The sequence below is a fragment of the Oerskovia flava genome (genome assembly GCF_026163685.1).
Taxonomy (GTDB): domain Bacteria; phylum Actinomycetota; class Actinomycetes; order Actinomycetales; family Cellulomonadaceae; genus Oerskovia_A; species Oerskovia_A flava.
This window is the reverse complement of sequence record NZ_JAOXSR010000002.1, coordinates 347161-371263: the sequence shown is the minus strand read 5'-3', so window position 1 is coordinate 371263 and position 24103 is coordinate 347161. Positions and strand designations below refer to the sequence as shown.

Genomic DNA, 24103 nt, shown 5'->3' with positions numbered 1-24103 from the left:
GCTGTTCTAGCCCTTGACGGCGCCGGCGGTCATGCCGCCGATGATGAACCGCTGGAAAACGGCGTAGAACGCGAGCTGAGGGATGATGAAGAGCAGGCTGGCGGCGACGATCCCGCCGTAGTCGATGGTGAACTGGCCCTTGAACTGTGAGATCGCCAGCGGGATGGTCATCATTTCCGGGTCGCTGATGAGCGTGACGGCGAATGGGAACTCGTTCCAGATGTACAGCATGTTGAAGATGAAAACGGTGACGACGATGGGCATGACGATCGGCAGCACGACGCGGAACGCCATGGTCCACAGGTTGGCCCCATCGAGGACCGCGGCCTCTTCGATCTCAGTAGGGAAGCCGCGTAGGAAGCCTACGAACAGCAGGGTGTTGAACCCAACCGACATGGCGACGTAGGGCAAGACGAGAGAGAGGTAGGTGTTCTGGATGCCGAGCTCGATCGTGATCCGGTACACCGGGAAGAGCAGGATGAACGGCGGGATCGCCTGGCCGGCGATGAAGAAGACGTAGATCGCGTTCGCTAGCCACTTGCGGCGGTAGACCAGGCGCGTGAGCGCGAAGGAGCTGAGGAATGTGATGAACAGCTGGACCGTCAGCGCGAGTGCGGCGATGACGAAAGTGTTCTTGTAGAGCAGGCCTAGGTCGAGGGTGTCCAGCGCCCGGGAGAGATTGTCGAGGTTCAGCGAAGTGGGCAGGGCGAGCGGGTCGTTGAGGATGGAGGCGTTGTCTTTGAAGACCAGCAGAACCATCCACACGAACGGGATGACGACGAGCACGGTGATGCCGGCGGTGATTAGTGTTTGGACCGGGTGGCGGCGCCGGTCTCGGGTCTGGGCAGGCATGGTCAGCTCTCCGTCCGTGCGAGTCGCCGGCGCAGCGCGGGCAGGCCAAGGATGACGGCCGCCGCGAGGAAAGTGATGGCGAGTGTCGTGACGGCGATCGACATGCCGTAGCCGTATTCACCGGCGGTGAACGTCGTGTTGTACATGTAGGTGACCAGAAGCTCGGACAGGTGGTTGGGGCCGCCGTTGGTCAGCTGTAGTACCGTCTCGAAGATCTTGAACACTAGGGTGATCACCAGGATGGTGCTCATCTTGAACGTCTCGTTCAACAGCGGGATCGTGATGTGGAACAGCTTCTGGGAGCCGCTGGCGCCGTCGAGCGCTGCTGCCTCGTACAGTTCGTCCGGGATGAGGGTGAGGCCGGCGATGAAGATCGTCGCGATGTAGCCCAAGCTCTGCCAGCTCTGCACGATCGCCAACGAGAACGGGGTGAGGTCTGGCCCGCCGATCCACTGCAGCGCCAGCGCTTCGAGCCCCACCGCACGCAGTACGTTATTCACGAGTCCGATCTGCGGGTCGAGAATGAACACCCAGATCAGCCCCACCAGGATCGGGGCGATGATGGCGGGGGAGAAGTTGATGGCTCGCACCGCCGACATGCCGCGCACGGACCGGCGCATCAGCAGGGCCAGCCCGAATGCTCCAGGGATCAACAGCGCGAGGGTGACGACCAGGACGATGACGGTGTTCTTCAGGGCGATGGCGAACAACGGGTCGTCGAGGAGCCGGTGGTAATTGTCGAGGCCGATGAACTGGGGCTGGCCGATGCCGCTGAATCTCGTGAGGCTGTAGTACGCCGCGATGAAGATGGGCGCGACGATATAGGCGAGGTAGACCGCCAGCGTGGGCGCTATGAGCGCCACCTTGTTGGTGCGTGAGCTGAACCACTTCATCGTGAGCGTGCTTCCTTTGTTCCAGGCCGACTACGGTCGTGGGGGGGGGGGGGGGCGCCCCCCCCCCCCCCCCCCACGGCTCTCAGCGCTCGTTGTCGATGGCCTTCTGCACGACGACGGCGGCCTGCTGTGGGTCGTACGTCCCGTTGATGACGCCGTAGATGCTGTCGTACATGGCGTTGGCTACGGCCTCGGAGACAACCAGGTCGGGCTGGGCAGGCTGGCTGGTGTAGGCGGGGGAGGAGACCTGCTCCATAACGCTGGCGAACACTGGGTGCTCGGTCTCGTCGACGCTGACGTCAACGTCCGTCATTGCGGGCACCTGGTTGTCCACCATGAGCTGGATACCGTCCGGGCCGTAGTAGAAGGCGAGGAACTTCTCGATCGCGGCGAGCTTGGCCTCGCTCTCAGCCACCTGGGCGTTGACGACGATCGGTGCGCTGGGCACCACCGAACTGATGTTCTGCTCGCCGACGCCGTCAGAGAACGTCGGACCCCACCAGAAGCCCACGTCCTGGCCCACCGGGCTGTCCTCGATCTTCTTCACGTCCCAAGTTCCGGAGTCCAGCATCGCGGCCTGGCCTCCGGTGAAGGACTCCACCGCTTGGAAGTAGGACTGAGTGGTCACGTTCTGCGGGAAACTCCCCGTCTCTCGCAGCAAATCGATTTTCTCGTAGAACCGGACGAAGTCGCTGTTGTCGAAGGCCTCGTCGCCCGCGAGGATGGCTTCGATCTTCTCGAAGTACCCGAAACGCGAGAGCATGGTCAGGAAGGCCCACACGCTATAGGGGTCCTTCGCACCTTGAGCGATCGTGGTGATGCCCTTGGCGCTGAACACCTCGCTGGCCGCGACGAGGTCGTCGAAGGTCTCGGGGACCTCCAGGCCGTTCTCCTCGAACAGCGCCAGGTTGTAGAACAGACCCGTGACCAACGGCTGGTAGGGCAGGCCGTACTGCACGCTGTCGTCCTCGAACGCCTCGACCATGTTGGGCCGCAGAGAACTTGCGATGTCCGGGTTGGCGTTCAGGAAGTCCGACAGGTCGAGAAGTGCTCCGGCGTCGTTGAGCTCGCTTGCTGACGCCTGCAGCATCCAGAACATGTCGGGCAGGTTCCCGGACTGGGACTGCATCTTGATGCTCCTGATGTGCTCGGACTGTTCCTTGCCGATCAGGTTGACGTCGATGTCGGGGTTCTGTGCTTCGAACGCGTCGACGACAGCTGCGAACGCGGGCTCCTGGTCCTGCGGGTTGGCCACGTGGATCGCGAAGTCGATCCTCGTACGTCCGTCGTCCGACTGGTCGGACGACCCGCCGCCGCAGCCGGCGAGTAGCAGAGCGGTCGATACTGCGACGGCAACTGTGCCGTGTGTTCGTCTCATCGGTGACTCCTTTGTGTTGACGATGATCGGAGAATCAGCTGGGAAGGGACCACTTCGTGCCGGGTTGGGCCCGAAGGATCGTTCAGGCGCTCGAGCAGCAGTCCGGCGGCGGCCTGCCCCATTGCGAACGCGGGTTGTGCGATCGAGTCGATCGCGGGCTGCACGAGGTTCATCCACTCGTAGTCGTCGTATACGAGCAGCCCTGTGGAGCTCGCGGCTTCGCCCCGCACATCCATCAGCGCACGGATGACGCCCATCGCGACGGTGTTGTTCGCGATGAACAAAGCGTCCAGCTGCGGAAAGCGCTCGAGCACCTCCCGACCGGTGCGGTACCCGCTGTCGTAGGAGGATTCGGTGACGAAGACGCGATCGCTGACGGATCCGACCCGGGTGGTGACCGACTCGGTGAACGCCTCGTGCCGCTCGACCATGCTTGAGACGTCGATCGGGCTGGAGATGCAAGCGATGTCGCGAAACCCGCGGCCGAAGAGGGCGTGCATCCCGTCAAGCGTCGACTCGTAGTTGTTCGTGCCGACGAAGTCGACGTCGTGGTCCAGCTGCATCGGCAGGCGGTCGACATAGACCACGGGGAAGGACGCGGCGAAGGCGGCCTGGGCGTGGTGCCCGTTGTCCACGGTGGGTGCAAGGATGAGGCCGTCGACGAAGTCGGTGAACTGGCCTGAGAGCATGCCGATCTGCTCTCGTTCCCGGTCGTAGTTCTCGACACTGTTGCTGATGATCGTGCGATACCCGTGTCGGGACAGAACGTTCTCGATGCCTGCCGCCAGTCGAGTGAAGAAGGCGGCTGAGGTGTCTTGGTCCTGCATGGGCAGGACCAGCCCGACGACGCGCGAGGACTGGCGGCGCAGTGAGCTGGCCACCCCGCTGGGTCGATACCCGAGGGCGTCCACGGCGTCCAGAACGCGCTGACGCGGGGTTTGACTGACGAACTTTGTCCCGTTCACGACGTGGGAGACGGTTGCGGTCGACACGCCGGCAGCGTGGGCGACGTCCTTGATCGTGGCCTTCTTCACCTCAACCTCCCCCAGTAGTTAAACGATTTTCCGTGTCGCGATCAACGTAGCTCTCCGCCGGCCGCCGCGTCAAGTCTCCTTCCGACGACGCTGATCAGCCACGCCCACAGGCCTGGTAGCAGGAGCAGAGCAAAGCCCGTGACCAGAGCCGCAACGCGCAGTAGTAGGAACGTGACCGTCGCGAAGGCGAGGTTGTGCCACGGGCGTCGCACCGTGAACGCCAAGCTGTTGATGAAGCTCGGCTCTTCCTCGCGCGGGCCTGCCCGCAAGCCGTGGACGACAGCCAGCCCCGCTACGGCGCTCGCGACTCCAGTCAGCACGAGCAGCGGCGTTCGGGCGGGGTCGACGACAACAGCCGAGACCAGGGCAAAGTCCGCGAGAAGGAACGCCACGATGATCAGCGGGACGAGGTGGGCACGCAACGCCGGTCGGAAGTGGGTGAAGTACCGCCGCCAGAACAGACGCCAGACAGTTTGGGCCGACCCGTCCACGAAGCGCCGGTCGGCAGTCCAGACGAGGGCCGCCAGGGATGGCGCCACACCGAGGGCCACCAGGCCAAGCGCCACGCCACACCAGAACGCGATCGTGAGCACAACGACGTCACTCACCAGGACGAAGAAACCAGCCAGTCGGGTCAGAACTGAAGACACGTCAACAACACCTCCAAGAGTGCGAGCGCGTGTGCCGTGCGGTGCGCGCCCCAAGACTAGGGCGTGTCCCCCAACTCCGAGTACGGGAGTCCGGCAGATCGCGGCCGCGAGTCGGTTCCAGGTCCTGGCGGACGAGCAGTGGGAACGCATTGCGCCCTTGCTGCCGTCGAACGCGGGAATGTTGCGCCCGGGGCACGCCAGAGCCTCCATCAGACCCGGGGCGCAACACGGCTAGCCCCAGTCGGTGAGCAGGATCCGTCGAGATCCACGAGGGTTCACGCCTCACATCCTCACCCGAGACTGTTGGGAGACATGCCCTAGCGGAAGACGAAACCGAGTCGGAACTCATCGAAGCCAGCTTCGCTACCATTCTGCTCCCGTTTACGGAACGATGACGATCTTTCCCCGGAGTCCTCGGCTGGCCAGGTCGTGGTGTGCGCGGAAGGCTTCGGCGAGGGGAATGACGCTGTGCACGCGCGCCTGGTAGGTGCCAGCGCTTGCCCCGGCCAGAAGCGCAGCAAGCAGGCCGCTATCGGCATGAGCGCCCACCGCGGAGGTGGAGATTGCTCGCTCGGCCTCAGGCACCGCAGATGGGGCAACGCCGACATAAGCTCCTGCGTCTTCGATCGAATCGAGCACGGACTGCCCGATCACGGCAGAATCCACGACCGCGGCGTAGATCGGCGAGCCGGGCAGGGAGGTGATCAAGGTCGCGCCGGTGGATTCCACGAAGGCACGATCCGTCTCCCGGGCCAGACCCGTCACCTCGAAACCGCGCTGAGCGCCCAGGGCTAGTGCGAATCCTCCGACAGCGCCGGCCGCTCCCGTAATCAGCAGCGATCGACCATCCGCCGCTCCTACGAGGTCGAGCGCTTGACTCGCCGTCAAGGCACTCAGCGGCACGGTCGCCGCGTCGACCGCGCTGAGCCCCTGGGGCCGTTCAGCCACAGCATCCTCCGCCAGGACGACGGCATCGGCATAGGTCCCCAGATCCCGATCCACCACGCCCGTCATGCCCGCGACCGGCATCCCCACGGACAAACGCGTCACTCCCGGGCCGATCGCTTCGATCACGCCGGCCACATCCCAGCCGAGCCCGACCGGTGACTTCGTCGCCCAGCCCAACGCGTGATAGAAGCCGTCGCGGGTCTGCGCGTCGACCGGGTTCACTCCCGCCGCCTCGACACGCACGAGGACCTCACCCGGCCCGGGTGCGGGGGTTGCGACCTCGACGATCCTGATCGCATCCGGATCGCCGGGAACCGTGACAACTGCTGCACGCATGGTGATGAAGCCTTCCTTCGCTTGGGCATCTAGTCGGCCTGTGTGCCGACTACTCCCCCAGCGTGGTTCATGCGCTACCCTTTGGGAAGTACGTACTTGAGAGTGCGTAACTCTCCGGAGAGGACCACCACCGTGACCACACGCATCACCGCCGTCGAGAAGAGCGCGGCCAAGGAGGCGTATGACGCGTTCCTGGCGAGCTGCCCCAGCAGGCAACTGTTCTCCACACTGACGGACAAGTGGCTGCTCCTTGTCTTGAACGCTCTGGCCGGTGGAGCGAGGCGATACTCCGAACTCAACAGACTGATGGCCGGAGTAAGCCCGAAGATGCTCACACAGACCCTCCGGAGCATGGAACGAAACGGCATCGTCACCCGCACCGTCGAACCCACGGTCCCGGTAACGGTCACGTATGAAGCGACCGATCTCGGCCGTTCACTTTTCTCGGTGGCAGAACAATTCAAGGCCTGGGCAGAGACGAACTTCGACGCCGTGAGTGCGGCACGCGAGCACTACGACTCAGCCAAGCTCAGACACTCCGCCCGACCAACTCGATCCCCAAGTCCTGGGCGGCCGTAGGACCCGCGCTCCCCACAGCTAGGACACGTCTCCTTAGTGCTCCGACCTAGGCTGGCCACACGGGCACCGAGAACGCAGCCGCTGATCTTAGGGAGACGGCGCCCCCATCGGTGGCCTAGGCAGTCAGCGCGCCGGTCACAGTCGTGGTGTCGTGGATCGTGGCGATATCTGCGAATCTATAGCGGAGGTCTCCGGTGTGGGCTTCGGCCGTGGTGGAGGCGGTGGCGTCGCTGACGAGGATGGGTGTGTAACCGAGGTCCGCAGCGACGCGCGCGGTGGTGTTGACCGAACGGTTGGTGTGGACCCAGGTGAGGATCAGGTGGGTGATGTCGAGGTTCCGCAGAATCGTGTCCAGTGGGCTGCCATGGAAGGCGCTCATGCGGGGCCGGTCGATGACGATGTCGCCGGGCTCGGGCTCGGGCTCCGCGCCGGGGCGTCCCTGAAGCTCTACGACCGGGCGGATGTGACGCGCCTGGCCGTACCGACGGAGTTCGCGGTTGATCTGACCGGGGGTGGAGCGCGGCTCAGCGCGACTCACGGACGCTCGGTGAGCTCGGCGCGCCTGTTGCGACCTGAAGGAGCGTCCGCAGTCGTGTGCCGGTTGCGGTACTCGGGGTCGGAGTACTTCGACGCGTCTGCCGTCACGTGATCGACGAGCTGAACCCGGGCGGCGCGGCGAGACGGAACGTTCGGATCGTGGCGCTTGTCCTCGTATGCCTCTTCGCCTACGTCGGGTGCACCGCGCTGCAGGACTCGCGGCACCGTGCGTTCCAGGAGAACGACACGTACGGGTACCGGGCCTGCGACCACTTCGAGCGCAGCGACGGCGCTGGCGGGAACGTGCACCGCGAGCTGACGCGCGCTGCCGCGAAGCTCGCCCTTGACTCGAACGACCGGCGCATCCAGGAAGCGGTCGATGACCGCAACGGCGGCCAAGACGGCGCACCGTTGCTGCTCCGGGCCGGGAAAGAGCTGCGCGACGCCTGCAAGTCGGCGGGCTACGACTTCGGCCGCTAGACGAGCGTGCGTCGCCCGGCCCAACCGGTCGACCGCTCGTCGAGCCTCCCTGGGACGGCGTCGACCACGGCTACGGTGCGGGCATGACCACCAGCGTCCCCTCCGGATGGCCCCTCGTCTCCGCGGCGATCGTCGACGCCGCTCGCCGCACCGCGCTCGATGCGTTGGCGAGCGAACGCCTCGTCGACTACTACGACACGGCCGGTGACTATGCGGGAGCGACGTTCGCCTCGATCCACCCGAACGACCCGTTCGACGTCACGGGTGCGGACCTGCACGCGATCAGCATGCTGTCGGTGCAGGTGGGTCCGGCCGCAACCCGCCGCGTGCTGGACGATGGGCCGCTGCGGCAAGGGCTACTTGCGGCGCTGGCTCAGACCCCGGCCGACGTGTCGCTCGCCGACGCCTCTGCGGCGGACCTTGCCGCGGCGTGGGACCTGCACTGCATGTGCCGGCGCGCACTGGCCGACCCGACGACGAAGGGGCCGTCGGACCCGTGGGTGACCGCGGCGAAGCTGGCTGCGCGCAAGCGGCCCCGCCTGCTGCCGGTACGCGACAGCAAGGTCCGCCGCCTCCTCGGGCTGGAGCCTGAGCGCGACGGCCGCCTCGAGCTGCAGGTTCTTCGCGCGTTGGTCTCTGACCCGGTCGTGCGTGGCGCGATCGACACGGCGGTCGCCCGGGCTCGCGGGCTGGCCCATGAGGCCGGGCGGGCGTGTGTGTTCGACACGGAGCCGCTGCGCGTCCTCGACGCTGCGCTGTGGTTAAGGGCGATCCGCGGATAGCGGGTGGCCGGCTGCGGCGGGCAGCGACGTCGGGTTCGTCGAACTCGGTCGCATGCTGGCCGCAGGGGTCGCGCGCTGACCGCTACGTCGTGCCGCGAGGTCGCGTGCGTGTGTCGCGAGCGCGGCGGCTCGACGGGCGGGAGGGCCTCTAGCAGACGGGCTTCGTGGCCGCCCTCCCAGGTCCACCGGTACCCCGCCATCATCGTCGAGAACGTCTTCGATCTCCTTAGCTGGGCTTTCGTAACGGTGGTGGCTCGACGGGCTCTGCGAGTTTGGCTGGTATGCGCGCGAGGTAGGCCCCGACGACGCCGACTACGGACATGCACAGCACCGCCGGAAGCTCCGGACGGGCGCGAACGCCTTCCAAGGCGCCTCTAAACGACGACACCGAACTGGTTCGTCCCGGTATCGCCCGCTGGCATCACCGCAGGTCAGAGGCCGTCGTCGCAGCGCCGGGGCTATCGCGTCGCAGGGGTCGGTCGGAGTAGGACTCCGCCGACTGTGATGGGACGGATCCTTCCATGAACGAGCGTGCGGCACGGGTGTACTCGTGGTGGCTGGTGCCAGCGGGCGAGTGGAGTACTGACGTGCTCGAATCTGGAGCACCCGGGGCGCTGGCTCTGCCCGAGGAGGCAGTGCGACGACGAACGCAGTGCTGGTGGAGCGGACGTGGCCCCACATGCGCGAGATGCTCCGTCTGTCGTGACGACAGCGCTCGACTCCTCCGGAGGGGCCGTGCATCCAGCTCACCGGGCCACGGCAGCGTGTGCACGTGAATGCCCGCGCTCAGCACCTGGTGCCGCGATGATGGCGTGATGAGCCTTACCAGAACCAGCCCCTGGGCGGAGGCGGCGGTCGCTCACGTCGAGGCGCGGTGCCAGGGCCAGCCGATCGATCGGTCCTTGCGCGTCACCTTGAACTTCCATCCTGACCGGACCACCGCAGCGGGGTCGACGGTCGTGGCGGCACTGGGACACGACGGTGTGTACCGGTCGCAGTTCGAGACCGGCACGAGCAACGGCGGGCTCACGGCGCAGCCCGGCGGTGACCGCTGGCGATGGGAGCAGCGTCTGTTCGGCGGCGCCTATGACGATGCACCGGCCGCCGAGAGACCGAAGTACGGCGCACTGAACCACCGTGGACAGGGCGTCGGCGCCGCCCTGCGGTTCGGTTCCGCTCACCTGCGTCTGGCGGAGCACGTCCTGGACCGAGCGACGTTCTGCTTCCCCGACTCGGTCTTCGATCCCTCCCGCTTTGGTACTTCTCGACGGTTCGACCTGATCAGGTATGCGGAGGCGTTCGCTGCCGCGGAACGCGACGACGCCCGCGAGAGGTCCGGGGGAGGGCGGCTCGACAGCTATGTCGAGGCCCACGTCCACGGGGAGCTGTCGATCCGCGAGGACGCAGAAGCCATCGTTCTCGACCCGTGCTTTCGTGGCGGAGAGATCGAGCACCAGGCCACCCTCCTCGGTATCCCGGTCGAGTGGCACGAGGGCCGCGTGCTCACCGTCGGCGAGCTCGGGCAGCACCCGGACTTCCGAGGACCCGAGATCGTGGCGCTCGGCCGTGGCATCAGCCGCGGCGGCCTGCTCGATGCCCGGATCGTCGGCGACGCGCTGCGCTCGGGCGCAGGAACCCCCGACGCGCTCAAGAAGGTGTGGCACCTCGTCGCCCGCTTCGGGCACCCCGCCTCGCCGGAGGAAAAGCCTTGAGCCCGGGTCCGGATGGTCCGTAGTGTGCCGTCCACCGGGTACGCAGGACGACCGTCCTGACGGGAACCGGTGAGGGTGCGTCGTCCAAGGCGCGCCACGGACGAGTGAGGTGAGGACCATGGTGCAACCCCGGCAGTGCACTCGTGGCACCCGCTCGTCTCGCGCACGGCGATCCTGACCTCCTGCAGGTCCGACCCGACCTCCGACGGGTGCACCGCACCCGCTCCGGCGCTCCGCGAAGCGGGCTTCTCCCACCGTTGACCGGTGAGCTCGGCATGCCTGCACCCTGTGCCCCGCGATGACCTCCAGCTCCCTACGACCCCTTGAGCACGAACGGAAGACGACCATGACGACCACGACCGACCACACCTTCCCTGTCCACCTCTCGGGGGCGAAGACGCCGACGCTGATGTGGGCGCACGAGCACGACGTCGAGCCCGCTGCGCTGGCGCAGCTGCGCAACATCGCCGCGCTGCCGTGGGTCGAGGGCGTGCGGGTGATGCCGGACGTCCACCTCGGCAAGGGCGCGACCGTCGGTTCTGTCATCGCGATGCGAGACGCGGTGTCGCCCAACGCGGTGGGTGTCGACATCGGGTGCGGCATGATCGGCGTCCGCACGTCCCTGACCGCCGACGACCTGCCGGACGACCTCTCCTCGATCCGTGCACGGATTGAAGCCGCGATCCCGGTCGGGTTCCACGCGCACGGCGAGGCGCTCGACCCGGGTCGGCTGCGCTCGATCTCGGGCACAGGTCCGGCCGAGGTCGCGCGCGGTGCCGACGCGTTCTGGGCGCGGTTCGCGGGCCTGTCCGCGCGGGTGTCGGACATCGAGGGTCGTGCGCGCCGCCAGCTCGGCACGCTCGGTGGTGGCAACCACTTCATCGAGCTGTGCACGGACACGACGGGTCAGGTGTGGCTCCAGCTGCACTCCGGGTCGCGCAACATCGGCAAGACGCTCGCCGAGCAGCACGTCGCCGTGGCCAAGGGCCTCGCGCACAACGCGGGGCTCGTCGACCGAGAGCTCGCCGTGTTCCTTGGCGGCACGCCCGAGATGGACGCGTACCTCGCGGACCTGTGGTGGGCGCAGGAGTACGCGGCGCGGTCACGTGCGGTCATGATGACGCTCGTCGTGGACGCCGTCCGCGCCTCGTTCCCGGGCCTCGAGCTGCGGTTCGACGAGGCCGTCAACGTGCACCACAACTACGTCGCGATGGAGCAGGTCGACGGGCGCGAGCTCGTCGTCACCCGCAAGGGCGCCATCCGTGCGGGCGCCGGCGACCTCGGGCTCATCCCGGGGTCGATGGGCACGGGCTCGTACATCGTGCGCGGGCTGGGCAACCCGGCGTCGTACTGGTCCGCGTCCCACGGCGCGGGCCGGCGCATGTCCCGGACGAAGGCGAAGAAGACCTTCACGCTCGACGACCTCGCCGCGCAGACGGCGGGCGTCGAGTGCCGCAAGGACGCCGGGGTGCTCGACGAGATCCCGGCCGCCTACAAGGACCTCGACCAGGTCGTCGCGGCGCAGTCCGACCTGGTCGAGGTGGTCGCCCGCCTCACGACGCTGCTCTGCGTCAAGGGGTAGGACGCCCGTCCCGTTCACCGCGCGCCAGCTCGTCCAGCGCGGACGCCTGGAGCGCGGTGAACGGGAGCTCGAAGGTCCGCAGGGCCTGCGCCGCCCGGCGCACGAGCAGGTCGATCCGCTCGGCCGTGTCCCGGGTGGCGCACTCGGCGTCCGACAGGGCGACGTAGAGCTCGACGAGGCCCTCGTTGATGCCCGCCTGCGCCACCCCGTCGCGCGTCGTCAGACCGGACCCGACCTCACCCTCCCAGTCCTCGCGCGGCAGCAGCACGACGGCGACGAGCCCGAGCGTGGCGGGTCGCTCCACGACGCTGCCCAGCGCCACGAACACCCGCCTGCCCGTCTCCCGCCCGGCGTCGGCCCACCCCTGGGTCGGGTCGAGCGGCTCTCCCTGGGACACCCCGACGGCCGACGCGTCGACGTCCACCCACCCCAGCTCGGGGTCGAGGTAGAACTGCCGGGCGATCGTGTCGCTGCCGAGGGCGGGCCAGCCCGCCTCCCGGCGACGAGGAAGGTAGGTGGCCGTGCCGAGCATCAGGTGAGCGTGCGGGCTGGAGGAGGTCGCGAGGTCGAGCCGCTCCAGGAGCGAGCCCTGCGGGTCCGGGACCTCGTACGGCGCGACGGCCGGCGCGGTGTCGTACGCGCGCAACGTCGACGGGTCCGCCGCGACCTGCGCCACCGCGTCTGGCCCCGCGACCACCACCGCGTCCAGCGCGCGCAGGAACCGGCGTCGGGCGAACGGACGGTCGGGCGTCGTGAAGGGGGCACCGCCGACGAACGCCGCCGCGTGCTGCGTGTCGAGGAGCTCGTACGCGCGCTCCAGCTGCTCGCGCGCCGTGGCGAGCAGCCGCGGGTCCATCGACGCCGCGGCGTCGGACCACGCCCGTGCGCTCGCGGGCGTCAGCGCCCCACCGTACGGGGCGAGCACCTCCCACAGCTCGCGCCACGACGACGGGTCGGACCTCTTGCGGAAGAGCGAGCTGAAGAACGACACGAAAGAACCTCACGAAGGTCGGGGTGCGACACGGTAGCGGGCTCCCCCCCGCGCACGGCCCGGGGTGACGGCCCGTGAGATCACCCACACGTCACGGCCTCGTGCTGTGCTCCGCGAGCGTTGGCCGTTCAATAGGACCATGGCAGACGCCGCGGAACTCACCCAGGACCTCGAGTCGCCGTGGGCGACCTCCCCGCAGGACGTCGCGGCAGCGCTGGACAGCTCCGCGGACGGGCTCGGCTCGACCGACGCGTCCGCACGGCTCGACCGGTTCGGCCGCAACGAGCTGCCGCCCCCGCAGCGCGACCCGCTCTGGCGTCGCATCCTCGTGCACTTCAACGACACCCTCATCTACATCCTGCTCGCCTCGGCGCTGCTCAAGGCGATCCTCGGCGACTGGATCGACTTCACCGTGATCCTCGCCGTCGCGGTCATCAACGCAGGCATCGGGTTCGTGCAGGAGGGCCGCGCCGAGAAGGCGCTCGACGGCATCCGCAAGATGCTCTCCTCCCACGCCGACGTCCGCCGCGACGGCCAGTGGACGCAGGTCGACGCCGCGGACCTCGTCCCCGGCGACGTCGTGCGCATCCGCTCGGGCGACCGGGTCCCGGCCGACCTGCGCGTCCTCGAGTCCACGAACCTCCGCGTCGACGAGTCGGCGCTCACCGGAGAGTCCGTGCCCGCGGCCAAGAAGGCCGACGCCGTCGGGGCCGGCGCCGGCCTCGGCGACCGCACGAGCATGCTCTTCTCGGGCACGCTCGTCGCCGCGGGAACGGGGACCGGCGTCGTGACGACGACCGGGACCAGCACCGAGGTCGGGAAGATCCAGTCGATGATCTCCGGCGTCCAGAGCCTGCAGACGCCGCTGACCCGCCAGCTCGACGCGTTCGGCAAGGGGCTCGCCGGCCTCATCCTCGTCATGGCCGTCGTCATGGTCATCATCGGCCGGGTCGTGCACGACTTCACCGTCCCCGAGCTCGTCTCCGCCGCGATCGGCTTCGCGGTGGCCGCCGTCCCCGAGGGCCTGCCCGCGCTCGTGACGATCACCCTCGCGCTCGGCGTCCAGCAGATGGCCCGGCGGCGGGCGATCACCCGCAAGCTCCCCTCCGTCGAGACGCTCGGCTCGGTGACCACCATCTGCTCGGACAAGACCGGCACCCTGACGAAGAACGAGATGACGGCCCGCACCGTCGTCACGAGCGCGCACACCTTCGACGTCTCGGGCGGCGGCTACGCACCCGACGGCGAGATCACCCTCGGCGACGCCCACGCCGACCTCGTCGAGCACGCCGACCTGCGCGGCGTCGTCACCACGATGGCCCTGTGCAACGACGCCCGCGTCGTCCCCGACGACGACGGCAGGTGGCGCCTCGTCGGCGAGCCGACCGAGGGAGCGCTGCGCACGCTCGGCCACAAGGCGGGCCTGCGCACCGACGGCTGGTCACGCGTGGCCGTCCTGCCCTTCGAGTCCGAGACCAAGTACATGGCGACCCTCGACCGCGACGGGTACGACGGCGTCCGCCTCCACGTCAAGGGCGCACCCGACCGCGTGCTCGACCGGTGCGACACCCAGACCACCGCCCGCGGCGGCACGGAACCGCTCGACCGCGCGTTCTGGTCCGAGCAGATCGACGCGCTCGGCGCTCGCGGCCTGCGGGTCCTCGCCGCTGCCCGGGCCACGGCCTCGCCGCAGGACCGGGAGGTGCAGGAGTCACACGTCGCGGGCGGGCTGGAGCTCGTCGGCCTCGTGGGGATCGTGGACCCGCCCCGCCCGGAGGCGATCGACGCGATCGCCGAGTGCCGCTCCGCGGGCATCCGCGTGAAGATGATCACGGGCGACCACGCCGGGACCGCGCTCGCGATCGGCCGGGAGATGGGGATCGCCGACCCGTCGGGCTCCCGGGTCCTCACGGGTGACGAGCTCCAGGCCATGAGCACCGAGGAGCTGCGCGGTGCGGTCCAGGACGTCGACGTCTACGCCCGCACGAGCCCGGAGCACAAGCTCCGGATCGTCTCCGCGCTCCAGGCCCGCGGGGAGGTCGTCGCCATGACGGGCGACGGCGTCAACGACGCACCGGCCCTGACGCAGGCGGACATCGGTGTGGCGATGGGCATCAAGGGGACCGAGGCGACGAAGGACGCCGCGGACGTCGTGCTGGCCGACGACAACTTCGCGACCATCGAGCGGGCGGTCCTGGAAGGCCGCCGCATCTACGACAACATCAGCAAGTCCGTGCTCTTCCTGCTGCCGACCAACGGCGCGCAGTCGCTCGTGATCCTCGTGGCGGTGCTGTTCGGCCTGACGCTGCCGCTGCAGCCCGTCCAGGTGCTGTGGATCAACATGATCACTGCCGTGACGCTCTCGTTCGCGCTCGCCTACGAGGGTGCGGAGCACGACGTCATGCGGCGGCCACCGCGCGACCCCCAAGCCTCGATCCTCGACATGGCGCACGCGGCCCGGATCCTGCTCGTCTCCCTCTACATCGGCGGGGCGGCGCTCCTGGTGTTCTACGTGGAGCGGGCGCAGGGCGTGCCGCTCGCGCAGGCGCAGACCACGACCGTGACGATGCTCGCGCTCGGCCAGCTCGCGTACCTGTTCAGCTGCCGGTTCCTGGACCGCTCGAGCATCACGCTCGACGTGCTGCGGGGCAACCGGGTGGTGTGGATCGCGTCGGCGGCGCTCGTCGTGCTGCAGGCCGTCTTCGTCTACACCCCGTTCATGCACACGTGGTTCGGGTCGGCGCCGATCGGCATCGGTGAGTGGGGGACGACGTTCGGCCTCGCCGTCGTCGTCTTCCTCCTCGTCGAGCTGACGAAGGGTGTCGGGCGTGCACGGTCCGCGCGCGCGGGTCGGTAACATCGAGGGGCGCCGCCGTCTGGCGACGCTCTTTCGAATGCCCTGCTGACGCTCAAGGAGCACGCACCGTGTCCAACGCCGTATCGTCACCGCTGTCCATCACCCTCGACGGAGACCGGGCGACGGTGGACGCGGGCACGAGCGGTACCGAGCTCTTCGCCGGACGCCGCGACGTGGTCGTGGTCCGCGTGAACGGTGTCCTCAAGGACCTCGACACGCCCCTGGCCGACGGCGACGTCGTCGAGGGCGTGACGATCGGCTCTCCCGACGGGCTCGCCGTGCTGCGCCACTCCGCCGCGCACGTGCTCGCCCAGGCCGTCCAGCAGGTCAACCCGGACGCGAAGCTGGGCATCGGGCCGCCCATCACCGACGGCTTCTACTACGACTTCGACGTCGCCACGCCGTTCACCCCCGAGGACCTCAAGGCCCTCGACAAGGCCATGGTCCGCATCGTCAAGGAGGGCCAGACCTTCCGGCGGCGCGTCGTCACCGAGGAGGAGGCCCGCGCCGAGCTCGCCCACGAGCCGTACAAGCTCGAGCTCATCGGGCTCAAGGGCTCCGGCTCGGCCGACGACGAGGCCGGCGAGGGCGTCAGCGTCGAGGTCGGCGCCGGCGAGCTGACGATCTACGACAACGTCCGCGGGGCCGGTCGCGAGACCGAGACCGTGGTGTGGAAGGACCTGTGCCGCGGGCCGCACCTGCCCAGCACCCGGCTCCTCGGCAACGGCTTCCAGCTCATGCGCAGCGCCGCGGCCTACTGGCGCGGCAGCGAGAAGAACCCGCAGCTGCAGCGCATCTACGGCACCGCCTGGCCCACCAAGGACGAGCTCAAGGCGTACACCGAGCGCCTGGCGGAGGCCGAGCGCCGCGACCACCGCCGCCTCGGCACCGAGCTCGACCTCTTCTCGTTCCCGGACGAGATCGGCTCTGGCCTCGCCGTGTTCCACCCCAAGGGCGGTGTGATCCGCCACGAGATGGAGGAGTACTCCCGCAAGCGGCACATCGAGGCCGGCTACTCGTTCGTCAACAGCCCGCACATCACCAAGTCGCGGCTCTACGAGCTCTCGGGCCACCTCGACTGGTACGCCGACGGCATGTACCCCCCCATGCACCTCGACGCCGAGCTCGACGACGACGGCACGGTGCGCAAGCCGGGGCAGGACTACTACCTCAAGCCGATGAACTGCCCGATGCACATCCTCATCTACCGCTCGCGCGGACGCTCCTACCGCGAGCTCCCGCTGCGGCTGTTCGAGTTCGGCACCGTGTACAGGTACGAGAAGTCCGGCGTCGTGCACGGGCTGACGCGCGCACGCGGGTTCACCCAGGACGACGCCCACATCTTCGCCTCGCGCGAGCAGATGAAGGCGGAGATCGCGAACGCCCTCGGCTTCGTCCTCGACCTCCTCAAGGACTACGGGCTCAACGACTTCTACCTCGAGCTCTCGACGAAGAACCCCGAGAAGTTCGTCGGCAGCGACGAGCTGTGGGAGGAGTCCACCGAGACGCTGCGGCAGGTCGCCGTCGAGTCCGGCCTCGAGCTCGTCGCCGACCCCGGCGGCGCGGCCTTCTACGGTCCGAAGATCTCCGTCCAGGCGAAGGACGCGATCGGGCGCACCTGGCAGATGTCGACCGTCCAGCTCGACCTCAACCTGCCCGAGCTCTTCGACCTCGAGTACCAGGCCTCCGACGGCACCCGCAAGCGCCCGGTGATGATCCACCGCGCCCTGTTCGGGTCCATCGAGCGGTTCTTCGCCGTGCTCCTCGAGCACTACGCCGGCGCCTTCCCCGCCTGGCTCGCCCCGGTGCAGGTCCTCGCGATCCCCGTCGCGGAGCCCTTCAACGACTACCTGGCGGACGTCGTCTCGCAGCTCGCGGCCCAGGGGATCCGCGCCGAGGTCGACTACTCCGACGACCGCTTCGGCAAGAAGATCCGCACCGCGAGCACGCAGAAGATCCCGTTCGTGCTCATCGCCGGCGGGGAGGACGTCGAGGCCGGTGCCGTGTCGTTCCGCTACCGCGACGGCCGCCAGGAGAACGGTGTGCCGGTCGCCGAGGCGATCGATCGGATCGTCGCGGCCGTGCGCGACCGCGTCCAGGTCTGACGCGTGGACCCCAGCGCACCCGGCCGGGTGCCGATCGAGCCCGTCGACGACCACCCCCGGTTCGACGACGGCCTGGACCGCCTGTGGACACCTCACCGGATGGTGTACATCGGCGGGCAGGACAAGCCCTCCGACGACTCCGCGGGCCAGTGCCCGTTCTGCCGCGCCCCGGCGCGCGAGGACGCCGAGTCCCTCGTCGTCGCGCGGGGGAACGCCTGCTACGTCGTGCTCAACCTCTACCCGTACAACCCGGGCCACCTCATGGTCGTGCCGTACCGGCACGTGTCCGACTACACGGACCTCACCGAGGACGAGACGGTCGAGCTCGCGCACCTCACCCAGACCGCCATGCGGGTCGTGCGGCACGTCTCGGGCCCGGACGGCTTCAACCTCGGGATGAACCAGGGCGCCGTCGCCGGCGCCGGTATCGCCGCGCACCTGCACCAGCACGTCGTGCCCCGCTGGTCCGGCGACGCCAACTTCCTGCCCATCATCGCCCAGACCAAGGCCGTGCCCGAGCTCCTCGCGGACACCCGCGCCAAGCTCGCCGCAGCCTGGCCCCACGGCGATGCCCCTGCCGAGGAGGCCTAGTGTTCGGACGACTCCGCGCCGTCGTGACCCGACTCCTCACGCCCCTTGCCCGGTTCCTGCTGGCCCGGGGCATCTCGCCCGACGCCGTCACGGTCGCCGGGACCCTCGGCGTCGTCGGCTCCGCGCTCTGGCTCTTCCCGACCGGCCACCTCTTCGCCGGCACGATGGCGATCATGGTCTTCGCGTTCTCCGACGCGCTCGACGGCGTCATGGCGCGCCAGAGCGGACGCAGCGGGCCCTGGGGCGCCTTCCTCGACTCCACGCTCGACCGGTTCGCCGACGCCGCGATCTTCGTCGGGCTCACCGTGTACTTCCTGCGGGCCGACGACCCGTGGGGCATCGCGCTCGCCCTCGCCTGCCTGGTCCTCGGCTCCGTGGTGCCCTACGCGCGCGCCCGCGCCGAGGGGCTCGGTCTGAGCGCGAGCGTCGGCATCGCCGAACGCGCCGACCGCCTCGTCGTGACGCTCGTCGCCACCGGGCTCGTCGGCCTCGGCCTGCCCGACACGCTCCTCGTCGTCGTCCTCGGTGCGCTCGCGGTCGCGAGCGCCGTCACGGTCGGGCAGCGCATGGCGGTGGTCCACCGCCAGGTGCGGGAGGCCCCACCGACCGACACCTCGACCGACACCTCGACCGGTGGCCCGACAGACCCAGACACCGACCCGGAGAGGAAGGCCTGAGCCGTCGTGGACTCCGGTGCCCTGTTCACCTTCGCCTGGCGCAACGCGCGCCACGTCCCCGAGCCGATCCTGCGCGGTCTCTTCGCGGCGGGCGCCGACCTCACGTGGTGGCGCCGCACGGGAGGGGTCCGCCAGCTCGAGCGCAACCTGGCTCGGGTCCGGCCCGGCCTCGACCAGCGCGCCCTGCGCCGCCTCAGCCGCGCGGGCATGCGCTCGTACATGCGCTACTACCGCGAGGCGTTCACCCTCTCGGCCTCGACACCCGCGCAGATCGAGGCACGCGTACGGCTCGAGGGCTACGAGAACTGCCGCCGGCACACGCGCGTCGGGACCACGCCCGTCCTCGCGCTCGCCCACCAGGGCAACTGGGACCTCGCCGGCGCCTACGCCACACCGCACATCGCGCCCGTGCTCACCGTCGCCGAGAAGCTCGAGCCGCCGCAGGTGCTCGAGGAGTTCCTCGGCTTCCGCCGGTCGCTCGGTCTGGAGATCCTCGTGCTCGGCGACGGCGACGTGTTCCGCGAGCTCATGCGCGGCGCCCGCGGGCCGGGCAAGATCATCCCGCTGCTGGCCGACCGTGACCTGACCTCCCGCGGGATCGAGGTCGACCTGTTCGGGCTCCGTGCCCGTGTGGCGGCAGGACCCGCGGCGCTCGCCGTGTCGACAGGTGCGCCGCTCATCCCGACGTCCATCTTCTACGAGCGGCTCACCGGTGCCCGGCGCAAGGCCGCGGGCACGCCGTGGGGCATCGTCATCCGGTTCTTCCCGCCCGTCGACGCCCCGGCGGGCCTCACCCGCACCGCGTCCGTGCAGGCGATGACGCAGGGCTGGGTGGACGCGCTGGCCGAGGGCATCGCCGCGCACCCCGAGGACTGGCACATGCTGCAGAAGGTCTTCGTGGACGACCTGGACCCCGACCGGCTCGCCCGGTCCCGGGCAGCAGCGGCAGGGGAGGACGGATGAGCCTGAAGATCGGCATCGTCTGCCCGTACTCGTTCGACGTGCCCGGCGGCGTGCAGTTCCACGTCCGCGACCTGGCCGAGGCGCTCATGGCGCAGGGGCACGAGGTCTCGGTGCTGGCGCCCGCGGACGAGGACACCCCGATCCCGGAGTACATCACCTCCGCCGGCCGCGCGGTGCCGGTGCGCTACAACGGCGCCGTGGCCCGGATGACCTTCGGGCCCATGACCGCCGCCCGCGTGCGCCGCTGGCTCGCCGCCGGCGAGTTCGACGTGCTCCACCTGCACGAGCCGGTCACGCCGTCGCTGAGCATGCTCGCGCTGTGGATCGCGCAGGGCCCGATCGTCGCCACGTTCCACACCGCGCTCATCCGGTCCCGCGCGCTGCAGGTCGTCTACCCGCTCGTCCGGCAGAGCCTGGAGAAGATCTCCGCACGGATCGCGGTGTCCGAGGACGCCCGGCGCACGCTCGTCGAGCACATGGGGGGCGACGCCGTCGTCATCCCGAACGGGGTGTACGTCGACACGTTCATCGACGCGCAGCCGGACGACCGCTGGCGCGGCACGCCCGAGGCGCCGACCATCGCTTTCCTCGGACGCCTCGACGAGTCCCGCAAGGGCCTGCCGGTGCTCACGGCCGCGATCCCGAAGATCCTCGCCGAGATCCCCGGAGCGCGGTTCTTCGTCGCCGGCCGCGGGGACACCGGGCGGGACGAGGCCGTCGAGGCCCTCGGCGAGCACGCCGCGTCGGTCGAGTTCCTCGGTGGCATCAGCGACGAGGACAAGGCGGCGATGCTGGCCTCCGTCGACCTGTACGTCGCGCCGCAGACCGGGGGAGAGAGCTTCGGCATCGTGCTCGTCGAAGCCATGAGCGCCGGCGCCTGCGTCGTAGCCAGCAACCTCGGCGCGTTCCGCCGGGTCCTCGAGGACGGCGCGGCGGGGGCGTTGTTCGCGGTCGGCGACAGCGACGACCTCGCCCGTCAGGTCCTGCGCGTCCTGCGCGATCCCCTGGCGCGGGACGTCTACCGGGAACGCGCCGCCACCTTCGTCCGGCACTTCGACTGGTCGACCGTGACGGCACAGGTCCTCGCGGTCTACGAGATGGTCCTGGCAGGTGCCGGCACGCCGCTGCCCGTCCACGAGGACCCCTCGTCGCGCCGGACCGGTCGGCTGCTCGGGCTCCTGTCCCGCGACGAGGAGGGGAGCGCACGATGACCTGGTCCGAGATCGCGATCGTGGTCGTGGCGGTCCTGCTCCTCGCGGGGTGGTTGCTGTGGGTCTCCGCCTCCCGGCTGGACCGGCTGCACCGCAAGGTCGTCGCCTCCCGCGTCGCGCTCGACGCGCAGCTCGTGCGGCGCTCGACGGCGGCCCTCGACCTCGCGACGTCGGGCGAGCTCGATCCGGCGAGCTCGATCCTCGTCGCCGAGGCTGCCTACGCGGCACTGGGGGACGAGGCGGGCACCCGCGAGCTGGCCGTCGCCGTGCCGGACCTCGCGCCCGACCTGGGCACCGCGCCGTTGGAGGGTTCGCCGGTGGACACGGCCGCCGTCCGTTCCGACCGGCGGCCCGACGGGCTCGTCTCGGGGCTCGGTGACGAACGGGCGCGCGCGGAGAGCGACCTGTCCGCGCTGCTGCGCGCCGCGTTCGCCGACCCGGTGGCCGTGGCCGAGCTGCGTGCCGCCGAGCCGGGCGACGAGCTGCTCTCCGCGCTGTCCGGTGCCTGGTACCGCGCACAGCTCGCGCGCCGGTTCCACAACGAGGCGGTGGCGCAGACCCAGCGCGTGCGGCGCAAGTGGTACGTGCGGGTGTTCCGGATCGCCGGCCGTGCCTCGATGCCCGCGACCGTCGAGCTCGACGACGCCTGGCCCGCGGCGCTCGGACGGCCGCTCGCCTCCACGCCGCGCTGACCTGGACGACGACCGCGGCGTGCACCACCCGGCGTAGAATGGCTGCGCCGTGCAAGCATGTGCGCGACCGACCCGCACGGCGCGACGGTCCGCACGTTTCCCTGACATGAAGGATGAGGTTTCGGTGTCCCACGAGGTCCCCAGCGACAGCAGCACCCCCACGGCGACGACCGCGCCCACCACTGCGGGCGCTCCTGCGCACGCGGACACGGTCGGGTCGGCGAAGGTCAAGCGCGGCATGGCCGAGATGCTCAAGGGCGGCGTCATCATGGACGTCGTCACCGCCGAGCAGGCCAAGATCGCCGAGGACGCCGGTGCCGTCGCGGTCATGGCGCTCGAGCGCGTCCCGGCCGACATCCGCGCGCAGGGCGGCGTGTCGCGGATGAGCGACCCCGACATGATCGACAGCATCATCGAGGCCGTCTCGATCCCCGTCATGGCGAAGGCCCGCATCGGCCACTTCGTCGAGGCGCAGGTCCTGCAGTCGCTCGGTGTGGACTACGTCGACGAGTCCGAGGTTCTCACGCCCGCCGACTATGCCCACCACATCGACAAGTGGGCCTTCACGGTCCCGTTCGTCTGCGGTGCGACGAACCTCGGTGAGGCGCTGCGCCGGATCACCGAGGGCGCGGCGATGATCCGCTCCAAGGGCGAGGCGGGCACGGGCGACGTCTCGAACGCGACGACGCACATGCGCACCCTGCGTGACGAGATCCGCCGCCTGACGTCCCTGCCCGCCGACGAGCTCTACCTCGCGGCCAAGGACCTGCAGGCGCCGTACGACCTCGTGGTCGAGGTGGCGCGCACGGGCAAGCTGCCCGTGGTCCTGTTCACCGCGGGTGGTATCGCGACCCCGGCCGACGCCGCGATGATGATGCAGCTCGGCGCCGAGGGCGTGTTCGTCGGTTCCGGGATCTTCAAGTCCGGCAACCCGGCCGAGCGCGCCTCCGCGATCGTCAAGGCGACGACCTTCTACGACGACCCGGACGTCCTCGCGAAGGTCTCCCGGGGCCTGGGCGAGGCCATGGTCGGCATCAACGTCGACGACATCCCCGTGCCGCACCGCCTGGCCGAGCGCGGCTGGTAGCGCGCGCAGGACCGCGAGCCGTGGACGACCGGACGAGCGCGCCGTCGTCCCTGGGCACCGACTGGGTGCTCGGGGACGACGGCCTGCACTTCCGGCGCGGCGCGCGCGTCATCCTGCTCGACCGGGCCGATCGTGTCCTCCTGGCCCGGGGGCACGACGTCGACCAGCCCGAACGGTCGTGGTGGTTCACGATCGGCGGGGGCATCGACCCCGGGGAGTCGGAGGCCGACGCCGCGGTGCGGGAGGTCCACGAGGAGACCGGGATCCGGTTGGCGGCCGAGGCCCTCGTCGGGCCGGTGTACACCCGCAGCGCCGTCTTCGACTTCTACCGCCGGCACTGCCGGCAGGACGAGGTGCTCTACCTCGCCCGGCTCGACGACGACCACGAGCTGAGCCGCGCGGGCTGGACCGACGTCGAGCTCGACGTGGTCGACGAGATGCGCTGGTGGCACCTGCCCGAGCTGCGGGCGGTCGAGATCGAGGTGTTCCCGGAGGGTCTCGCCGACCTGGTCGAACCCCTCCTCGGAGGGTGGGACGGGGTGACGCGTCACCTGGGCACGGGGCGCGGTTGAGCGTCGCCGCGCGCCACCACCCACCAGATGATCCCGCCGATCAGCAGGCCCGCGCCGACGATCCCGCCACCGATCCCGGCGAACCACAGCAGGACGGTCCCGCCGACCGTGGCGAAGAAGGCGCCGAACTCCCAACCCTCGGTGACCAGGAAGCCGTTCCCGCTCGCCCGGTCGTCCAGCGTGATCGTCACGGTCCCGTCCTCGGTCGCGACGAGGTCGGCGGTCGCGACCGCGGTGCGACCGCCACGGCTCGCGTTGCCCGACACCGTGGGGTACCGCACGGTGACCTCCTCCCCGGAACCGTCGACGACGGTGATGTCGTCGACGCCCACGACACCGCCGAGGGAGGTCGCCCCGGCGTCCCGCACGGTCCAGACGGTGTACGTGGTGCCGGCGACCACCGTCAGGTCGACGCTGCCCGGCTCAGGAGCGGAGGCGAGCGTGCGCGGACCCGGGGAGCCGTCGGCCTCCAGGACGTCCAGCGGGACGGCCCGCAGGAAGAACGTCACCCCCAGCGCGAGGGCTGCGAGCGCGAGGACGCACACCACGGCTCCGACGGCGGTGAGCACCTTCGCCCCGCGGGTGCTGCGCCTC

23 protein-coding genes are annotated in these 24103 nt (G+C 69.7%); 14 read left to right on the top strand and 9 right to left on the bottom strand.

Features of this window, described 5'->3' with window-relative positions; all coding sequences use genetic code 11:
* Positions 1 to 6 precede the first annotated feature (6 nt).
* From OHL10_RS06375 to OHL10_RS06350, 6 genes are all read right to left on the bottom strand, one after another.
* A complete protein-coding gene (locus OHL10_RS06375) occupies positions 7 to 852 on the bottom strand; it encodes a carbohydrate ABC transporter permease (RefSeq protein ID WP_265521338.1) in 846 nt (281 codons plus the stop codon).
* 2 nt (positions 853 to 854) lie between these two features.
* The gene (locus tag OHL10_RS06370; RefSeq protein WP_265521337.1) at positions 855 to 1745 is read right to left on the bottom strand and encodes a carbohydrate ABC transporter permease; all 891 of its coding nucleotides are present in this window, start codon (positions 1743 to 1745) and stop codon (positions 855 to 857) included.
* 82 nt (positions 1746 to 1827) lie between these two features.
* Complete coding sequence (locus OHL10_RS06365; protein ID WP_265521336.1) at positions 1828 to 3123, bottom strand: ABC transporter substrate-binding protein; 1296 nt, start codon at positions 3121 to 3123, stop codon at positions 1828 to 1830.
* Positions 3120 to 4157 carry a LacI family DNA-binding transcriptional regulator gene (locus OHL10_RS06360; protein ID WP_265521335.1) on the bottom strand — a complete coding sequence of 346 codons (1038 nt, stop codon included), beginning with the start codon at positions 4155 to 4157 and terminating at the stop codon, positions 3120 to 3122. Before OHL10_RS06360 ends, OHL10_RS06365 begins: the two co-directional genes overlap by 4 nt.
* Positions 4158 to 4198: 41 nt before the next feature.
* Positions 4199 to 4807 carry a DUF624 domain-containing protein gene (locus OHL10_RS06355; RefSeq protein WP_265521334.1) on the bottom strand — a complete coding sequence of 203 codons (609 nt, stop codon included), beginning with the start codon at positions 4805 to 4807 and terminating at the stop codon, positions 4199 to 4201.
* 381 nt (positions 4808 to 5188) lie between these two features.
* On the bottom strand, positions 5189 to 6091 hold the full coding sequence (locus OHL10_RS06350) for an NADP-dependent oxidoreductase (protein ID WP_265521333.1): 903 nt from the start codon (positions 6089 to 6091) through the stop codon (positions 5189 to 5191).
* A gap of 132 nt (positions 6092 to 6223) precedes the next feature.
* Between OHL10_RS06350 and OHL10_RS06345 the strand changes: the two genes are divergently transcribed.
* Positions 6224 to 6670, top strand: a complete 447-nt coding sequence (locus tag OHL10_RS06345) for a winged helix-turn-helix transcriptional regulator (RefSeq protein WP_265521332.1) — start codon at positions 6224 to 6226, stop codon at positions 6668 to 6670.
* A 115-nt stretch (positions 6671 to 6785) separates the two neighbouring features.
* Here the strand turns inward: OHL10_RS06345 and OHL10_RS06340 are convergent, their stop codons facing one another.
* The gene (locus OHL10_RS06340) at positions 6786 to 7208 is read right to left on the bottom strand and encodes a cysteine hydrolase family protein (RefSeq protein WP_265521331.1); all 423 of its coding nucleotides are present in this window, start codon (positions 7206 to 7208) and stop codon (positions 6786 to 6788) included.
* A 107-nt stretch (positions 7209 to 7315) separates the two neighbouring features.
* Between OHL10_RS06340 and OHL10_RS06335 the strand changes: the two genes are divergently transcribed.
* The 4 genes from OHL10_RS06335 (at position 7316) to OHL10_RS06320 (ending at position 11763) form a co-directional block, all read left to right on the top strand.
* Positions 7316 to 7687: a hypothetical protein gene (locus OHL10_RS06335; protein ID WP_265521330.1), complete on the top strand. Its 372-nt coding sequence runs from the start codon at positions 7316 to 7318 to the stop codon at positions 7685 to 7687.
* An 83-nt stretch (positions 7688 to 7770) separates the two neighbouring features.
* Positions 7771 to 8469 carry a DUF6308 family protein gene (locus tag OHL10_RS06330; RefSeq protein WP_265521329.1) on the top strand — a complete coding sequence of 233 codons (699 nt, stop codon included), beginning with the start codon at positions 7771 to 7773 and terminating at the stop codon, positions 8467 to 8469.
* A gap of 815 nt (positions 8470 to 9284) precedes the next feature.
* Positions 9285 to 10181: a DUF3626 domain-containing protein gene (locus OHL10_RS06325; RefSeq protein WP_265521328.1), complete on the top strand. Its 897-nt coding sequence runs from the start codon at positions 9285 to 9287 to the stop codon at positions 10179 to 10181.
* A gap of 346 nt (positions 10182 to 10527) precedes the next feature.
* The gene (locus OHL10_RS06320; protein ID WP_265521327.1) at positions 10528 to 11763 is read left to right on the top strand and encodes an RtcB family protein; all 1236 of its coding nucleotides are present in this window, start codon (positions 10528 to 10530) and stop codon (positions 11761 to 11763) included.
* On the opposite strand, the gene OHL10_RS06315 is transcribed toward OHL10_RS06320, so the two are convergent.
* Positions 11753 to 12754, bottom strand: a complete 1002-nt coding sequence (locus OHL10_RS06315; protein ID WP_265521326.1) for a hypothetical protein — start codon at positions 12752 to 12754, stop codon at positions 11753 to 11755. The two genes, OHL10_RS06320 and OHL10_RS06315, sit on opposite strands and share 11 nt — an antisense overlap.
* A 139-nt stretch (positions 12755 to 12893) precedes the next feature.
* On the opposite strand from OHL10_RS06315, the gene OHL10_RS06310 reads away from it, so the two are divergent.
* The 9 genes from OHL10_RS06310 to OHL10_RS06270 all read left to right on the top strand — a co-directional run bounded on the left by OHL10_RS06310 (position 12894) and on the right by OHL10_RS06270 (position 23509).
* Positions 12894 to 15611: a cation-translocating P-type ATPase gene (locus OHL10_RS06310; protein ID WP_265521325.1), complete on the top strand. Its 2718-nt coding sequence runs from the start codon at positions 12894 to 12896 to the stop codon at positions 15609 to 15611.
* 68 nt (positions 15612 to 15679) lie between these two features.
* Positions 15680 to 17716: a threonine--tRNA ligase gene (thrS, locus tag OHL10_RS06305; RefSeq protein ID WP_265521324.1), complete on the top strand. Its 2037-nt coding sequence runs from the start codon at positions 15680 to 15682 to the stop codon at positions 17714 to 17716.
* A gap of 27 nt (positions 17717 to 17743) precedes the next feature.
* The gene (locus OHL10_RS06300; RefSeq protein ID WP_265521457.1) at positions 17744 to 18307 is read left to right on the top strand and encodes an HIT family protein; all 564 of its coding nucleotides are present in this window, start codon (positions 17744 to 17746) and stop codon (positions 18305 to 18307) included.
* Complete coding sequence (pgsA, locus tag OHL10_RS06295; protein ID WP_265521323.1) at positions 18307 to 18984, top strand: phosphatidylinositol phosphate synthase; 678 nt, start codon at positions 18307 to 18309, stop codon at positions 18982 to 18984. The genes OHL10_RS06300 and pgsA overlap by 1 nt, the downstream gene beginning before the upstream one ends.
* Before the next feature lie 6 nt (positions 18985 to 18990).
* On the top strand, positions 18991 to 19947 hold the full coding sequence (locus OHL10_RS06290; protein ID WP_265521322.1) for a phosphatidylinositol mannoside acyltransferase: 957 nt from the start codon (positions 18991 to 18993) through the stop codon (positions 19945 to 19947).
* Between the two features lie 2 nt (positions 19948 to 19949).
* Entirely contained in the window at positions 19950 to 21158 is a 1209-nt protein-coding gene (locus tag OHL10_RS06285) for a glycosyltransferase family 4 protein (RefSeq protein WP_265521456.1), read from the top strand.
* Positions 21155 to 21850, top strand: a complete 696-nt coding sequence (locus OHL10_RS06280) for a hypothetical protein (RefSeq protein ID WP_265521321.1) — start codon at positions 21155 to 21157, stop codon at positions 21848 to 21850. The genes OHL10_RS06285 and OHL10_RS06280 overlap by 4 nt, the downstream gene beginning before the upstream one ends.
* Positions 21851 to 21974: 124 nt before the next feature.
* On the top strand, positions 21975 to 22937 hold the full coding sequence (gene pdxS / locus OHL10_RS06275; RefSeq protein WP_265521320.1) for a pyridoxal 5'-phosphate synthase lyase subunit PdxS: 963 nt from the start codon (positions 21975 to 21977) through the stop codon (positions 22935 to 22937).
* A 20-nt stretch (positions 22938 to 22957) separates the two neighbouring features.
* Positions 22958 to 23509 carry an NUDIX hydrolase gene (locus OHL10_RS06270; RefSeq protein WP_265521319.1) on the top strand — a complete coding sequence of 184 codons (552 nt, stop codon included), beginning with the start codon at positions 22958 to 22960 and terminating at the stop codon, positions 23507 to 23509.
* Here the strand turns inward: OHL10_RS06270 and OHL10_RS06265 are convergent.
* On the bottom strand, positions 23485 to 24078 hold the full coding sequence (locus OHL10_RS06265) for a hypothetical protein (RefSeq protein ID WP_265521318.1): 594 nt from the start codon (positions 24076 to 24078) through the stop codon (positions 23485 to 23487). The genes OHL10_RS06270 and OHL10_RS06265 overlap by 25 nt on opposite strands.
* Positions 24079 to 24103: the final 25 nt, after the last annotated feature.

What these genes read in the sequence shown, in the direction of transcription:
- OHL10_RS06365 (WP_265521336.1), bottom strand. Translation starts at nt 3,123, where the DNA reads ATGAGACGAACACACGGCACAGTTGCCGTCGCAGTATCGACCGCTCTG.
- OHL10_RS06320 (WP_265521327.1), top strand. Translation starts at nt 10,528, where the DNA reads ATGACGACCACGACCGACCACACCTTCCCTGTCCACCTCTCGGGGGCG.
- OHL10_RS06370 (WP_265521337.1), bottom strand. Translation starts at nt 1,745, where the DNA reads ATGAAGTGGTTCAGCTCACGCACCAACAAGGTGGCGCTCATAGCGCCC.
- OHL10_RS06325 (WP_265521328.1), top strand. Translation starts at nt 9,285, where the DNA reads ATGAGCCTTACCAGAACCAGCCCCTGGGCGGAGGCGGCGGTCGCTCAC.
- OHL10_RS06375 (WP_265521338.1), bottom strand. Translation starts at nt 852, where the DNA reads ATGCCTGCCCAGACCCGAGACCGGCGCCGCCACCCGGTCCAAACACTA.
- OHL10_RS06350 (WP_265521333.1), bottom strand. Translation starts at nt 6,091, where the DNA reads ATGCGTGCAGCAGTTGTCACGGTTCCCGGCGATCCGGATGCGATCAGG.
- OHL10_RS06330 (WP_265521329.1), top strand. Translation starts at nt 7,771, where the DNA reads ATGACCACCAGCGTCCCCTCCGGATGGCCCCTCGTCTCCGCGGCGATC.
- OHL10_RS06280 (WP_265521321.1), top strand. Translation starts at nt 21,155, where the DNA reads ATGACCTGGTCCGAGATCGCGATCGTGGTCGTGGCGGTCCTGCTCCTC.
- OHL10_RS06310 (WP_265521325.1), top strand. Translation starts at nt 12,894, where the DNA reads ATGGCAGACGCCGCGGAACTCACCCAGGACCTCGAGTCGCCGTGGGCG.